This window comes from Citrobacter sp. T1.2D-1 (assembly GCF_950098555.1).
In the GTDB taxonomy this organism is placed as follows: Bacteria; Pseudomonadota; Gammaproteobacteria; order Enterobacterales; family Enterobacteriaceae; genus Citrobacter_A; species Citrobacter_A telavivensis.
In genome coordinates this window covers 1-13,881 of record NZ_CATNHH010000045.1, presented here as the reverse complement: position 1 = coordinate 13,881, position 13,881 = coordinate 1, and the positions used below count along the sequence as shown (strand labels likewise).

At 50.4% G+C, this 13,881-nt stretch carries 14 protein-coding genes, 2 tRNA genes and 2 rRNA genes; 7 read left to right on the top strand and 11 right to left on the bottom strand.

Annotated elements, in window-relative coordinates; all coding sequences use genetic code 11:
- The first annotated feature begins 339 nt into the window (after positions 1-339).
- The 3 genes from QQZ17_RS19810 to QQZ17_RS19800 all read left to right on the top strand — a co-directional run bounded on the left by QQZ17_RS19810 (position 340) and on the right by QQZ17_RS19800 (position 2,959).
- A complete protein-coding gene (locus QQZ17_RS19810) occupies positions 340-1,047 on the top strand; it encodes a DUF5058 family protein (RefSeq protein ID WP_152405792.1) in 708 nt (235 codons plus the stop codon).
- Positions 1,048-1,062: 15 nt separating this feature from the next.
- Positions 1,063-1,731, top strand: coding sequence for a hypothetical protein (locus tag QQZ17_RS19805; protein ID WP_132731142.1), 669 nt, complete (start codon positions 1,063-1,065; stop codon positions 1,729-1,731).
- Positions 1,732-1,858: 127 nt separating this feature from the next.
- Positions 1,859-2,959, top strand: a complete 1,101-nt coding sequence (locus tag QQZ17_RS19800; protein WP_152405793.1) for a porin — start codon at positions 1,859-1,861, stop codon at positions 2,957-2,959.
- Positions 2,960-2,981: 22 nt separating this feature from the next.
- On the opposite strand, the gene mdcG is transcribed toward QQZ17_RS19800, so the two are convergent.
- The 3 genes from mdcG to dnaQ all read right to left on the bottom strand — a co-directional run bounded on the left by mdcG (position 2,982) and on the right by dnaQ (position 4,851).
- Complete coding sequence (mdcG, locus tag QQZ17_RS19795) at positions 2,982-3,632, bottom strand: malonate decarboxylase holo-[acyl-carrier-protein] synthase (RefSeq protein WP_152405794.1); 651 nt, start codon at positions 3,630-3,632, stop codon at positions 2,982-2,984.
- Between the two features lie 282 nt (positions 3,633-3,914).
- Positions 3,915-3,991 (bottom strand) — tRNA-Asp (locus tag QQZ17_RS19790).
- Positions 3,992-4,122: 131 nt separating this feature from the next.
- Entirely contained in the window at positions 4,123-4,851 is a 729-nt protein-coding gene (gene dnaQ / locus QQZ17_RS19785; RefSeq protein WP_152405795.1) for a DNA polymerase III subunit epsilon, read from the bottom strand.
- On the opposite strand from dnaQ, the gene rnhA reads away from it, so the two are divergent.
- Positions 4,805-5,383 carry a ribonuclease HI gene (gene rnhA, locus QQZ17_RS19780; RefSeq protein ID WP_162200227.1) on the top strand — a complete coding sequence of 193 codons (579 nt, stop codon included), beginning with the start codon at positions 4,805-4,807 and terminating at the stop codon, positions 5,381-5,383. The two genes, dnaQ and rnhA, sit on opposite strands and share 47 nt — an antisense overlap.
- Here rnhA and QQZ17_RS19775 read toward each other — a convergent pair.
- Positions 5,380-6,102 carry a class I SAM-dependent methyltransferase gene (locus QQZ17_RS19775; RefSeq protein ID WP_152405796.1) on the bottom strand — a complete coding sequence of 241 codons (723 nt, stop codon included), beginning with the start codon at positions 6,100-6,102 and terminating at the stop codon, positions 5,380-5,382. The genes rnhA and QQZ17_RS19775 overlap by 4 nt on opposite strands.
- Positions 6,103-6,139: 37 nt before the next feature.
- Between QQZ17_RS19775 and gloB the strand changes: the two genes are divergently transcribed.
- Together gloB and mltD are read left to right on the top strand one after the other, a co-directional pair.
- Positions 6,140-6,895, top strand: coding sequence for a hydroxyacylglutathione hydrolase (gloB, locus tag QQZ17_RS19770; protein ID WP_152405797.1), 756 nt, complete (start codon positions 6,140-6,142; stop codon positions 6,893-6,895).
- Positions 6,896-6,966: 71 nt separating this feature from the next.
- The gene (gene mltD / locus QQZ17_RS19765) at positions 6,967-8,334 is read left to right on the top strand and encodes a murein transglycosylase D (protein ID WP_152405798.1); all 1,368 of its coding nucleotides are present in this window, start codon (positions 6,967-6,969) and stop codon (positions 8,332-8,334) included.
- Positions 8,335-8,382: 48 nt separating this feature from the next.
- Here mltD and QQZ17_RS19760 read toward each other — a convergent pair whose 3' ends face one another.
- The 3 genes from QQZ17_RS19760 to QQZ17_RS19750 form a co-directional block, all read right to left on the bottom strand.
- The gene (locus tag QQZ17_RS19760; protein ID WP_152405799.1) at positions 8,383-9,153 is read right to left on the bottom strand and encodes a class I SAM-dependent methyltransferase; all 771 of its coding nucleotides are present in this window, start codon (positions 9,151-9,153) and stop codon (positions 8,383-8,385) included.
- Positions 9,154-9,229: 76 nt separating this feature from the next.
- Complete coding sequence (locus tag QQZ17_RS19755) at positions 9,230-10,030, bottom strand: endonuclease/exonuclease/phosphatase family protein (RefSeq protein ID WP_046475869.1); 801 nt, start codon at positions 10,028-10,030, stop codon at positions 9,230-9,232.
- A gap of 131 nt (positions 10,031-10,161) precedes the next feature.
- Entirely contained in the window at positions 10,162-11,340 is a 1,179-nt protein-coding gene (locus QQZ17_RS19750; RefSeq protein ID WP_152405800.1) for an MFS transporter, read from the bottom strand.
- Between the two features lie 104 nt (positions 11,341-11,444).
- Between QQZ17_RS19750 and yafC the strand changes: the two genes are divergently transcribed.
- Entirely contained in the window at positions 11,445-12,359 is a 915-nt protein-coding gene (yafC, locus tag QQZ17_RS19745; RefSeq protein WP_152405801.1) for a DNA-binding transcriptional regulator YafC, read from the top strand.
- 21 nt (positions 12,360-12,380) lie between these two features.
- Here the strand turns inward: yafC and dkgB are convergent, their stop codons facing one another.
- The 4 genes from dkgB to QQZ17_RS19725 form a co-directional block, all read right to left on the bottom strand.
- Positions 12,381-13,184, bottom strand: a complete 804-nt coding sequence (gene dkgB / locus QQZ17_RS19740; protein WP_152405802.1) for a 2,5-didehydrogluconate reductase DkgB — start codon at positions 13,182-13,184, stop codon at positions 12,381-12,383.
- Between the two features lie 164 nt (positions 13,185-13,348).
- Positions 13,349-13,425: transfer RNA gene (locus QQZ17_RS19735), tRNA-Asp, on the bottom strand.
- 54 nt (positions 13,426-13,479) lie between these two features.
- Positions 13,480-13,595, bottom strand: a 5S ribosomal RNA gene (rrf, locus tag QQZ17_RS19730).
- 100 nt (positions 13,596-13,695) lie between these two features.
- A 23S ribosomal RNA gene (locus QQZ17_RS19725) occupies positions 13,696-13,881 on the bottom strand; the annotation flags it as partial.

The window sequence follows — 13,881 nt, the reverse complement described above, 5'->3', positions numbered from 1 at the left end:
CCATACAACTCCATTCGTTGCAGCAGGATAAGTTGTAGGACAACATTTATTATCAAATTAATCCCATGACGTATTGTGACTGATCTCAACATTAGCATCATGATATTTTCAATCCCGTTACTTTAAATGTAACGCCATTACCTTAAAAGCAACGTTGTAATATTTGTGATTCTCATAACATTTTAGGTAAGTTCGTTTCGATATACATTAAATGACACTTTTAGAAAAAATGCCAGCCCCTGACAGAACCGAATGTATTTAACGTTCTATATACATTTATTGTATTTTTCTCACTCGTGAATTATTTCATAGGTGATGTTAATAAAGGAGTGTTCGTGAATGAAGATCGATGAAGCCGACATCATTGCTATCGTTAATGATCCGATACTTTGGTGGATCGCAATGCCCCTGGGCGCCATTATCCTGGTAATGGCTTCGTTATATATCAGATTGTCTTATAAAAACGCACCAAACGTAGGCTTAACACAGGCCCAATGTACCAAAGGTCTCAGAAGCGGAATTTTCAGTTCCATTGGCCCTTCTATCTCGGTTTTCGTGGTCGTGTTCAGTATGACCGCAATTATCGGTGGCCCTTTAACCTGGATGCGCTTCGTCGGGATTGGAGCGGCACCGGTGGAGCTGGCAGCCATCAATCTGGGAGCCGAAACCTATGGCGCGCCGGTCGGTTCAGAGAATTATAACTTAACCGCGATGGTCTCCGGACTTTACACCGCAATCATCAACAGCTGCGGCTGGATTGTCGTTGGATACTTCTTCATCCACCGGATGGAAAAGGTCAGAGAAAAAATGGGCGGAGGAGACAAAGTCTGGCTGGGGCTCATCTCCGTCACGGCGATGCTGGGACTTTTCGGCTTCCTCTCAACCCCCTTCATCCTCGCCATGAACGATAAAACGGTGGCATGCCTTGCCGGTTTCTTCGCAATGGGCGGGCTGGCGATCCTCGGCAAAAAGATAAGCTGGCTAAAAGAGTATGCCTTAGGAATTGCACTTATCATTGGCATGGTCGCGGCCAGCCTTTATTCATAACGAAGGAAATAAACGATGCAACAGACTAATGATGGTCTCAACTGGACGGCAACATCGATAAGGATAGGACGGATCTGCTTCCTTCTGGCAACGATAACCAGCTTTGCGCCGCTCTTTTACTTTTACATCGTGTATGACGTTTATCCCCCTCTGGAGGTCGCCTTAACCTCCTGGCTGTCGATTGCGATGGTATTCGGCGCATTCTATTTTGTTGAACCTTTTTCCTATTATCCCATCCTGGGATTGACAGGCAGTTATCTGGGGATTCTGTCAGGCAATATCTCTAACGTTCGACTCCCGGCCTCGGCAGCAGCCCAAATGGCCGTCGGTGTAGAAAATGGTTCTAAGCAGGCGGAAATTATCTCCACGCTGGGTATCGCCGGCTCGATTTTTACCAACCTGTTCTTTCTGACCCTTGCCGTTTTAATGGGAGACTGGATATTGTCCGTTTCGCCGCCAGCACTGATTGCTGCGGTTAAAAACTATATTCTGCCAACTATTTTCGGTTGTCTGTACGGGCAGTTTACCGTGATGAAACCAAGGATTGCGCTGTATGCATTACCGGTCACAGCGATCGTCTATATCTTATTCCCGACCCTGCCGGCCTATGTTTACATTATTGTAGCTATCTTCGGCAACATGTTGTTAACCAGAGTGCTCTATAAGAAAAATATTGTTAAGTAATGCCGCGCCGTAAAATATGTGCCTGATAATTATTAGCGCACTATTATAATAACGGCCCATTTTTAAATTACAGAAACGAAACAATCACAACACATTATTTATCGCATTATTTTGCGAGGGACTCTCTATGTTTAAAAAACTTGCACTCCTTCTTTCATCCCTGATGATAGTACCTGCCAGTGCCGTTGAGATATATAACAAAGACGGTAACAGACTGGGGGTTTATGGGAAAATTCAGGCTTCGCATCTGATTTCTGATTATGCGAACGAAAATGGGGATAATACCTATGTCCGATTCGGTTTGCGTGGCGAAACTCAAATTTCCCCGCAGCTCACCGGATATGGTAATTTCCAGATGCAGTTCCAGGCCAATAAATATGAAGGGGAAGATAAACATTCCTGGACGCGCCTGGCCTTTGCCGGTCTTAATTATTCGTCATTAGGTTCTCTCGACTATGGTCGCAACTGGGGGATTATGTACGACCTTGGTGCCTGGACCGATGTTTTACCTGAGTTTGGTGCCGCCACTATTTTCCATACCGATACCTATATGGCACAACGCGCCACGAACCTGGCAACATGGCGTAATCGGGATTTCTTCGGTCTGGTTGATGGGCTCGATGTTGCCCTGCAATATCAGGGGAAAAATAGCGGTACCGAAGGTGAAAACACGACCAATAATAGCCGTATTCTCCAGAAGCAAAACGGCGATGGCTACGGGATGTCGATGACCTATGATTTTGATTTCGGTTTGTCGCTGGGCGGCGTCTATACTCATGCAAACAGAACCGGGGAACAACGACATTATGGCAACCATGTGGCGACCGGCCCTTATGCCGAATCGTTTGTGGTCAGCACAAAATACCGTTTAGATGGGCTTTATCTGGCCGCGCTGTACGGTGAAACCTCGAATATGACCTCCTTTGGTAGCGGGGTAAATATCGCGAATAAAGTGCATGCCACAGAACTGGTCGCCAAATACCGTTTCAGTAACGGATTCGAACCCTCTATCGGTTACCTGCAGAGTAAAGGAAAAGATCTGAGCGGCTATCGCGGGGATCACGATCTTCTGCAGTTTATCAACCTGGGCACAATGTATTATTTCAATGATACGCTTGCCGCCTACGCAAACTATAAAATCAATTTACTGGACCGGGATGACTTTACGATGGCGACGAAGCTGAACACCGACGATACCATCGTGTTCGGCTTTGTTTACCAGCTCTAATCCCTTTCTTGCGCGATTAACGTCACATCGTCCCCGCAAGCAAAGCCTGCTTATCGAAGAGCCTGACGTCGTTCAGGCTCTTCCCCAATATTTGTCCCTGCGTCGTCATGAACTCTTTCAAATTAATGCCGTATCCCGTCGGCCATCGCACCTCAACGTCAATCCGCGTGTGATGTGTTTGCTCCAGTTGCAGCAGGCACTGATACACATCGTGCAACTGCTCGACAGGATAAATATCAATCACAATATCCAGATCGGATTGACAATCCGTATAGTGAAAACCACTGACAATTTCTAATGCCGTCGATCCCCATACCCCCGCTACACACGCCAGGAGAGTAAAGCGCTCCCGCAGATCGGCCAGCGCCATGAGCGCGGGTGTTCGGGGGGCAAAGGCTCTTTGCGCTATCTCAAATGGCGTCAGGCGGCAGATCACCTCGTCCGGCATGACGGTGCTGGCGAGGCGTTGGCGCTGACCATTCACGCGTTCAGGGAAACTAAAACCCAGCGCAATTTCGTTTTGCGATTCCCCTTCGACAGGACGGCGCACAATGCCAGGCAGTTCTCCCGCCACAAACGCCTGCTGCCAGGCAACCCGTGATGTCTGCCACCGCGAAAAAATGCGCTGAGCCGCCGGAACGCTAATGTGCAGTAAATCATGACGCTGGAGCATGTATCCCTCCTCTGGCTTTTTGAAATATACCCAAAATCTATCCCATAGCCGGGAATCGTCAATAACGCGTCGGGTGCTTTCATTACGCAAAAGGTAAACGAGAAAAAGAGGATGGAAGGGACAGCGATCGCGGGATCGCACAGACCTTTTCGCAGGCCTGTTAACGCCGGATAGCCTGACAGGCAGGTAAGCAATTTCAGACGAAAAAAAACCGCATCACCTCAACAGTGATACGGTTTCTTATCTTCACAGAATGTATTTAAACACCCCATGAACAGAATTTGGCGGAACGGACGGGACTCGAACCCGCGACCCCCTGCGTGACAGGCAGGTATTCTAACCAACTGAACTACCGCTCCGCGTTGTTCCACTTGGGAACGAAGCGAATATTACGGATTGCCTCGCACCTCGTCAACGCTTTTTCTCGCGTTTTTAATCGTTTGCTGTAAAAATCGCCCGGACGACGATTTTTACCTCATAAACAGGCTTTCTACGCCCGCCATAGGCAACTTCCCCCTTTCTTTTCCACCAGGTCGAGGCGCGATTCATGGGCCGCAACTTCCTCATCAGTGGCGAAAACGACGCGTAACTTGCTGGCCTGACGCACAAGGCGCTGGATCCCCGTATTGCCCTGCTGCTGGGCTTCACCTTCCATCGAAAACGCCATCGTCGTCTGACCACCGGTCATCATCAGATAAACATCGGCCAGAATCTGGGCATCAAGCAATGCGCCGTGCAGCGTACGCTTGCTGTTGTCTATCTCATAACGCGAGCACAACGCATCCAGACTGTTACGCTTACCAGGAAACATCTTCCTCGCCAGCGCCAGACTATCCGTGACTTTACAGAAGGTGTTCGTTTTCGGGATATCGCGATTGAGCTTGCCGAACTCGTAGTCCATAAAGCCGATATCAAACGACGCGTTATGAATGACCAACTCCGCCCCGCGGATATAGTCGAGAAACTCATCCGCCACCTCGGCAAACGTCGGCTTATCCAGCAGAAACTCATCCGCAATCCCGTGTACGCCGAACGCTTCCGGATCCACCAGCCGGTCGGGCTTCAGATAGACATGGAAGTTATTTCCCGTCAGACGGCGGTTCACCACCTCGACAGCACCGATCTCAATGATCTTGTGCCCTTCGTAGTGCGCGCCAATCTGGTTCATACCGGTGGTTTCGGTATCGAGAACGATCTGTCGTGTAATTGCAGTGCTCATAGCGGTCATTTATGTCAGACTTGTCGTTTTACGGTTCGATTCAATTACAGGAAGTCTACCAGAGATGCTTAAACAGGTAGAAATTTTCACCGACGGTTCGTGCCTGGGCAATCCAGGTCCGGGCGGTTACGGTGCAATTTTACGCTATCGCGGACGCGAAAAAACCTTTAATGAGGGCTATACCCTCACGACCAATAATCGCATGGAACTAATGGCAGCGATAGTCGCCCTGGAAGCCCTGAAAGAACAGTGCGAAGTCATTTTGAGCACCGACAGCCAGTATGTGCGCCAGGGGATCACCCAATGGATCCACAACTGGAAAAAACGCGGCTGGAAAACCGCCGACAAAAAGCCGGTAAAAAACGTCGATCTCTGGAAACGTCTTGATGCCGCGCTCGGTCAGCATCAGATCAAATGGGAATGGGTAAAAGGCCATGCTGGTCATCCGGAAAACGAGCGTTGTGATGAACTTGCCCGTGCCGCCGCCATGAACCCAACTCAGGAAGATGTTGGCTATCAGCCCGAAGCCTAAACGTCCGGCTTGCGATACTGCCGGGTCGCGCCGACGGCCTGAGGTATACGCGCTTTCGCTTTGCTCTGTTTCATCGGATTAAGCGTAAGTGGAATCGTTCGCTTACGCGCGACAATCACCTGCATACAGCCCAGCGCGGGAAGGTGTGCGCTTAACATCTTTCCCCCCTGCTTTTTCCACGGCAATACGTGAAAACGGCTATAGTACAGCACCTCAAAATTCAGCAGCGACAGCCAGTCCAGTTGCCGCATCAGTGTAAACATACGACTATTATAAGGCGAAGATTTACGCAGTACCGGCACCAGTTTGCGCAGTCCCATCAGGCTGACCGGGTTGAATCCGCTCAGCACCAGCCAGCCATCATCAATGAGTACCCGATCGGCTTCACGCAACAGGCGATGGGGATCGGTGCACCAGGGCAGCGTGTGCGCCAGCAGACAGACATCGACAGATTTATCGGCAAAAGGTAGATGTAGCGGGTCGGCCTGAACCTGGACCGGCGAGCCTTTGGCAGAAACATTAACCTGATGTGAAACCGCACAGGCTTCTGAGTTGATTTCCGCACTCAAATTGCCCACCTTAAGCAGGTGAAAACCATACATTTTTGCAAACCACGGGTTAAGCTGTTTTTCCAGCGCCTCACGATAGTACTCTCCCCAGGGCAAATCGCTCCAGCGATCGGGTGCTACGACTGTTTGAGGGTTCCTTGCCGGTTTCATCACAACCATCCGTTATGCATAGATAGAGAGGTAATTTATGAATCTTAACAGTATTCCGGCGTTTCAGGACAATTACATCTGGGTTCTGAGTAATGATGAAGGACGTTGCCTGATCGTGGACCCGGGTGACGCCGCGCCGGTGTTAAAAGCCATTGCCGAAAACCAGTGGCAGCCAGAGGCCATTTTACTCACCCACCATCATCACGACCACGTCGGTGGCGTGAAAGAACTGGTACAGAACTTTCCTAAACTAGTGGTTTACGGACCGGCAGAGACACAAGATAAGGGGGTCACTCATATAGTCGAAGATGGCGATTCCGCCCTCATTTTGGGGCATGAATTTACTGTATTTGCTACACCCGGTCACACTTTAGGACATATCTGTTACTTCAGTCATCCTTATCTTTTCTGCGGTGATACGCTGTTCTCCGGCGGCTGTGGACGCTTGTTCGAAGGTACGGCTAGCCAGATGTATCAATCACTTAAAAAAATATCCGCACTTCCTGACGATACGCTTATTTGTTGCGCCCACGAGTATACTTTAGCAAATTTAACGTTTGCACTGAGCATACTACCGCACGATTCGTACATAAATGATTATTATCGTAAAGTTAATGAGTTACGGGTAAAAAAACAAATAACACTACCCGTTATTCTGAAAAATGAGCGGAAAAATAATATTTTTTTAAGAACTGAAGATATTGATTTAATTAACGAAATTAACAAAGAAACAATATTGCAACACCCTGAAGAGCGATTTGCCTGGTTACGGTCAAAGAAAGACAGCTTCTGATAATTCCGGGTTGCCTTTTCAAAACTTCGCCGTTATGATCGGTCGTCTTTTAAGCAACTATTGACACACACATGAAGGCAAAAGCGATCTTACTCGCCTCTGTCCTGCTCGTGGGTTGCCAGTCGTCACAAAACGCCGGCAATGTCCAACAGCACGCACAGAGCCTTTCTGCAGCTGGTCAAGGGGAAGCAGGAAAGTTTACGAGTCAGGCACGATGGATGGACGATGGGACGTCCCTCGCGCCGGATCAAGACCTGTGGGCTTTCATTGGCGACGAGCTAAAGATGGGAATTCCGGAAAATGACCGGATTCGCGAACAAAAACAGAAATATTTACGCAATAAGAGCTATCTCCACGATGTAACTTTACGGGCAGAGCCGTATATGTACTGGATAGCCGGGCAAGTTAAGAAACGTAACATGCCGATGGAACTGGTACTACTACCCATAGTGGAGAGCGCTTTTGATCCTCACGCGACGTCTGGCGCCAATGCCGCAGGCATCTGGCAGATCATTCCGAGCACGGGGCGCAATTATGGTTTAAAACAGACCCGCAGTTATGACGCGCGTCGCGATGTTGTGGCTTCCACAACCGCAGCGCTCGACATGATGCAGCGTCTGAACAAAATGTTTGACGGCGACTGGCTGCTGACCGTTGCGGCTTATAATAGCGGCGAAGGTCGGGTCATGAAGGCGATTAAAACGAACAAAGCGCGTGGGAAATCCACCGATTTCTGGTCGTTGCCATTGCCTCAGGAAACGAAGCTGTACGTGCCAAAAATGCTGGCTCTGAGTGATATTCTCAAGAACAGCAAACGTTATGGCGTACGTCTGCCAACCACAGACGAAAGCCGTGCGCTGGCGCGTGTTCGTTTAAGCAGTCCGGTTGAAATGGCGCAGGTTGCCGATATGGCGGGTATTCCCGTCAGCAAGCTGAAGACATTTAATGCTGGTGTAAAAGGCTCCACGTTGGGCGCAAGCGGCCCGCAATACGTGATGGTACCAAAGAAGCATGCAGAGAAATTGCGTGAATCTCTGGCAGCCGGCGAAATTGCAGCCGTACAGTCTACGTTGGTGGCAGATAACACTCCGCTGAACAGCCGTAGCTATACCGTTCGTTCTGGCGATACGCTTTCCGGCATTGCTTCACGTCTTGGCGTAAGCACGAAGGATCTGCAGCAGTGGAACAAACTGCGCGGTTCAACGCTGAAAGTGGGCCAAAGTCTGACGGTCGGTGCAGGTAACAGTGCACAACTGCTGGCTAAAAACAGCGACAGTATTACCTATCGTGTACGTAAGGGCGATTCGCTTTCGAGCATTGCCAAACGTCACGGCGTTAACATCAAAGATGTCATGCGCTGGAACAACGATACGGACAATCTGAAGCCCGGCGATCAACTGACGTTGTTTGTGAAAAACAACAACACGCCAGACTCCTGATAGCTCGCAATATTAAAAGGCACCGATTTCCCCCGGTGCCTTTTTTATTTATGCCGCTTTATGTGCTTCGGCCATGATTGTATCGCTGGTAAACGATCCCTCGTCCTGTAAGGCGAAGTAGGTTTTCACCTCTGCGGAGGCACTCATCTGATAGAGGCGAATGGCGTCCACCAGTTCAGCAGACGTACGCATTCTCGCCACCCATGAACTGAATTCCAGCGGCAAACGATCGGTTATCAACGAATCGACAATCAGGTTCGCGTCATTCATCAGTGCCAACCACTCACCGCTGGAATAGTTGCGAACGTGCGAGGTGTCGCGCAAGGCTTCAACCGTCTGTAACCAGACATCGCGGACCGGATGCCCTGGGGACATCACATCCATAACAATCAACACACCGCCCGGTTTTAATACCCGATTGACTTCACGCAGCGCTCTGCCGACATCATGCCAGTGATGCGCCGAGTAACGACTGATGACAACATCAAAGACGCCATCCTCAAAAGGCAGGCTTTCAGCATACCCCTGCCTGGTGGTGATGTTGGCTAATCCCTTCTCTTTTGCCGCCTGTGCAACGACCTCGAGCATCTGCGAAGATAAATCGTAAGCCACCACCTGTTTCACATTCTGAGCGGCGATAAAGCTGGCATGCCCGGCGCCACAGCCCATGTCCAGTACGCTGGCCTGTGGGAAGGCAGACAGACGCTCAGCCAGTCGCTGTAAGTCGCGACCAGACGCATGCACGGCACTGGTTAAATAGGCGTTAGCCTGGGAGCCAAACTGCTTTTCGACGTTGTCGTGGTGGGAGTGTGTTGTCATTATGCTGTCCTTGGTTGTTTGCAAGATAAAGGGCAGCACCACTACAGGTCTGCCCCAACGGCAGACCTGACACACCTTACTGCTCAGGTTTGCCGGGACTGAATTCAACGAGTAGCGGATTGTGATCGGATGCACGCGTGACCAGTACAGAAGCCTCGCTGACGTTCAGGCCACGATAAAAAACAAAATCCAGCGGGCGACCAAACGCGCGACGGCGCTGATCGTCAGTAAAACGTACCTGCCGCAGCGACATTTCACGCGCGAAGCGATACAGCGCATTCATGCGGCGTCGGCTCCAGGCATTGAAATCTCCGGCCATAATCACCGGCCCACTGTGATGCGCAATCTGGTCACCGATTGGAAGTAACTGCTTACTATACACATCGACCCCCAGACTAAAGTTAACCGCATGAATGTTAACGACCATCAACAGTCGCGTATCTGGTAACGGATAGACAGTAACCAGCGCCGACTTCGCCAGTCGCAGGATAGGTTCACGCTCGCGAAGCGGGCAACAGTACACGGGATGCGCAGATGAGAGCGTCATCACGCCTGACGGATGCTGCGGCAGAACAAATGCTGGAACCTGATCGGCTGCCAGATAATTCGCCGTCGCAAACCTCACCAGCTCCGGCGTCGTCTGTGCTTCCTGTAACAACACCAGGTGCGCATCTTTGCCAAAATTCTTCAGCACCGAAAGCCATTCCGCTCGCTGCTGCTTAAAAATATTCCACACCAGGATACGGATCCGATCTTCACTGCTTAACGGCGCCCCGGCGGGTAATGCCTGGCCGATGCTCGAAAATGACCCTGGCGGCAAAATCCGCTCAGCGGGTTGTCCGGCAACATAGCGCATGGCATAGGTGTTTTTTCGCACTTTTGACTTTCAAACCTCTGTAACGTCAACCAGTCCGGTGCCGGACTGGTTCTTCTGTTATAGGGATTTTAGCTCACACTTTCAACGACCAATTGCAGATTGTTTTGTAAGCATGCGCTTACATCAAGACCTTAGCCCAGCACGGCAACGCGAGCGGGTTTATCCAGTCGACCGCTAACGCCTGTCAACAGAAAGGCCCCCAACACAATCAACGCCCCAATCCACGGAGTCTGTGCCAAACCAAAGTGTTCCACCGTCTGTCCACCAACAACGGAACCAATCGCAATCCCGATGTTAAAGGCCGCGATGTTAAGTCCGGATGCCACATCTACCGCGTTCGGCGTAAATTGCTCGGCTTTTTGCACCACATAGACCTGCAGGCCCGGTACATTACCGAAGGCGAAGATCCCCATCACCAGTACTGTTGCCAGCGCGACATACTGCATAGAGGCAGTAAACTGAAAGACGATCAGCAGGACAAACAGTGCGGCGAAAATGAGTTTCAGTGCAGGCACCGCGCCATGTTTATCCGCCAGTTTTCCTCCCCAGATGTTGCCTACCGCCACCGATACGCCATAGCCTAATAAGATCCAGCTCACCGCGGCAGGTGAGAAACCGGCCAGATCCTGCATTATCGGTGCCAGAAAGGTAAACGCGGTAAAGACGCCGCCATAGCCCAACGCTGTGATCGTATAGATGATCAGCAAACGTGGGTGCGTTAATACGCTCATCTGGTCACGCAGTGTCGCCGCCGCGCGCCCTGGGATGTTCGCTGGAATAAGCCACTGGCTGCTGATCAATGCAATAACACCTAACACTGAAACCGCCAGGAACGTTTCGCGCCAGCCAAAATGCTGACCGATGAACGTCCCCAGAGGAACCCCGGTTACCAGAGCAACAGTCAGACCACCAAACATAATAGCGATGGCTGAAGCCGCTTTCTCTTTTGCCACCAGACTGGTGGCAATGGTGGAACCAATGGAGAAGAACACGCCATGAGCCAGACCGGTAAGCAAACGGGCCGCAATCAAGGTCATATAGCCAGGTGCCTGCCATGCCAGCAAATTCCCCGCCGTGAACAGCACCATCAGCGCAACCAGCAACTGCTTACGCGGCAGTCGACCGGTCAACGCCGTTAGTACCGGTGCACCAATCGCCACGCCCAGAGCGTAGATGGAAACCAGCATTCCTGCAGAAGGCAGGGAGATGGCCAATTGTTCGGCAATTGTCGGCACCAGACCCACAATCACAAATTCGGTTGTGCCAATAGCAAAGGCACTTATTGTTAGCGCAAATAACGCCAGAGGCATAAATCACTCCATATCATCAGTATTCGGATGACACGCAGTATGCCGGGATGTTTTAATAACAAAAATATCCAAAATATCAATATAATTTTGCTTCAGGTGCAAAAATGAAAGCAACCTCAGAAGAACTCGCCATTTTTGTTTCCGTGGTAGAAAGCGGAAGTTTCAGCCGGGCGGCGGAACAGTTAGGTCAGGCAAACTCTGCGGTAAGCCGGGCGGTCAAAAAGCTGGAAATGAAGCTCGGCGTGAGTTTACTCAACCGGACGACGCGGCAACTCAGTCTGACAGAAGAAGGCGAACGTTATTTTCGCCGCGTCCAGTCTTTGTTACAGGAGATGGCGGCAGCAGAGACGGAAATCATGGAGACACGCAATACTCCACGCGGTGTGCTGCGTATTGACGCCGCCACGCCGGTGATGCTGCACTTTCTGATGCCGTTAATAAAGCCTTTCCGCGAACGTTATCCGGAAATTACCCTTTCTCTTGTCTCCTCTGAAACCTTCATCAACCTGATCGAGAGGAAAGTCGATGTTGCAATCCGGGCGGGCACGCTGACGGATTCCAGTCTGCGCGCCCGACCGCTATTTACCAGCTATCGGAAGATTATCGCCTCGCCAGACTACCTTGATCGCTTTGGTAGGCCAGAAACGGTCGAAGAACTGAAGGAACACCTGTGTCTGGGCTTCACCGAACCCGTGTCGCTAAACACCTGGCCCATTGCCTGCAACGATGGCCAACTTCACGAGATTGCATGTGGAATTTCGTCAAACAGCGGCGAAACGCTTAAACAACTATGCCTCAGTGGAAACGGCATTGCCTGCCTGTCAGACTATATGATTGATCGGGAAATCGCACGGGGTGAACTGGTGGAACTGATGGCAAATAAACGCTTGCCTGTGGAGATGCCATTCAGCGCGGTCTATTACAGCGATCGTGCCGTGAGTACGCGTATTCGAGCCTTTATCGACTTTCTGAGTGAACATATAAAAACAGCTCCCGGAGGAGCTGTCAAAGAGGGTTAAAGGCACTCAGGGGTTACTCTATTAATCCCACTGTGGCGCCAGACCTTCCGGGCTTACCAGACGATCGTTGCAATCCAGAGCAGCGATCGCTTTTTTATCTTCGGCATCTAACGTCAGATCCAACGCCAGCAGGTTGCTCGCCAGGTTTTCACGCTTAGTCGATGACGGAATGACCGAATAACCTTCCCCCATTGCCCATGCCAGGATCACCTGGGCAGCGGTGGCATTGTGTTTCGTTGCGATACGGGCAATCACATCATCTTTCAGTGCTTTACCATACGCCAGCGTCATGTAAGAGGTGATGTGGATACCGTGCTCCTTCGCCCAGTTAACCACTTTACCATTTTGCAGGTATGGGGACAGTTCGATCTGGTTGGTCGCGATGTTTTCAGCGCCAACCGCAGCAATGGCTTTTTCCATCAGCGGAATGGTGAAGTTAGAGATACCGATTTCACGCGTCAGCCCCTGCTTTTTCGCTTCCAGCAGCGCCTGCATGAATTCTTCAACCGAAACGGCATCGTTCGGAGAAGGCCAGTGGATCAGCGTCAAATCAACATAATCAGTACGCAGTTTTTTCAGGCTCTCTTTCAGGCTGGGGATCAGCTTGTCTTTGCTCAGATTCTCAATCCAGATCTTGGTCGTGATGTACAGTTCATTGCGCGGAACACCGCTCTCAGCAATCGCCTGACCAACTGCAGCTTCATTATCATAGATTTGTGCAGTATCGACAGCGCGGTAACCGAGCTCCAGAGCCGTTTTTACAGATGCAATAACCACATCGTCCTTAAGACGGAAGGTACCTAAACCAAATGCAGGGATAGTCATAATAATTCCTCTTTAATTCATCGTGTTCGTTAACTGGGAGGATTATGACGTTTTACGTTGTGCGGAAAAAGAGCGGAAAAAGCAGAGGATTTTTGCGTTTTTAGCAATAATGGGATTTCAGACAAAGAAAAAGCCCTGAGCGTTAACTCAGGGCTCTTAATAAGTGGCGGAACGGACGGGACTCGAACCCGCGACCCCCTGCGTGACAGGCAGGTATTCTAACCAACTGAACTACCGCTCCACCGAATTTTTCTACAACCACTGATTTTTACACCAGTTTACTGCTTAATTTGATGCCTGGCAGTTCCCTACTCTCACATGGGGAGACCCCACACTACCATCGGCGCTACGGCGTTTCACTTCTGAGTTCGGCATGGGGTCAGGTGGGACCACCGCGCTACAGCCGCCAGGCAAATTCTGTTTTATCACCCCGTTTCCTCGAAGTGACATAATCTGTTATCAAGCTGAACTGAAAATTCTCTCAAATCCGCCAAAACAGCTTCGGCGTTGTAAGGTTAAGCCTCACGGTTCATTAGTACCGGTTAGCTCAACGCATCGCTGCGCTTACACACCCGGCCTATCAACGTCGTCGTCTTCAACGTTCCTTCAGGACCCTTAAAGGGTCAGGGAGAACTCATCTCGGGGCAAGTTTCGTGCTTAGATGCTTTCAGCACTTATCTTTTCCGCATTTAGCTAC

Bases quoted from the DNA above. Each gene is read 5' to 3' on its own strand.
- gloB (WP_152405797.1), top strand. From the start codon at position 6,140: ATGAATCTTAACAGTATTCCGGCGTTTCAGGACAATTACATCTGGGTT.
- QQZ17_RS19800 (WP_152405793.1), top strand. From the start codon at position 1,859: ATGTTTAAAAAACTTGCACTCCTTCTTTCATCCCTGATGATAGTACCT.
- QQZ17_RS19805 (WP_132731142.1), top strand. From the start codon at position 1,063: ATGCAACAGACTAATGATGGTCTCAACTGGACGGCAACATCGATAAGG.
- QQZ17_RS19810 (WP_152405792.1), top strand. From the start codon at position 340: ATGAAGATCGATGAAGCCGACATCATTGCTATCGTTAATGATCCGATA.
- mltD (WP_152405798.1), top strand. From the start codon at position 6,967: ATGAAGGCAAAAGCGATCTTACTCGCCTCTGTCCTGCTCGTGGGTTGC.
- QQZ17_RS19775 (WP_152405796.1), bottom strand. From the start codon at position 6,102: ATGAAACCGGCAAGGAACCCTCAAACAGTCGTAGCACCCGATCGCTGG.
- QQZ17_RS19750 (WP_152405800.1), bottom strand. From the start codon at position 11,340: ATGCCTCTGGCGTTATTTGCGCTAACAATAAGTGCCTTTGCTATTGGC.
- QQZ17_RS19760 (WP_152405799.1), bottom strand. From the start codon at position 9,153: ATGACAACACACTCCCACCACGACAACGTCGAAAAGCAGTTTGGCTCC.
- dnaQ (WP_152405795.1), bottom strand. From the start codon at position 4,851: ATGAGCACTGCAATTACACGACAGATCGTTCTCGATACCGAAACCACC.
- mdcG (WP_152405794.1), bottom strand. From the start codon at position 3,632: ATGCTCCAGCGTCATGATTTACTGCACATTAGCGTTCCGGCGGCTCAG.
- yafC (WP_152405801.1), top strand. From the start codon at position 11,445: ATGAAAGCAACCTCAGAAGAACTCGCCATTTTTGTTTCCGTGGTAGAA.
- dkgB (WP_152405802.1), bottom strand. From the start codon at position 13,184: ATGACTATCCCTGCATTTGGTTTAGGTACCTTCCGTCTTAAGGACGAT.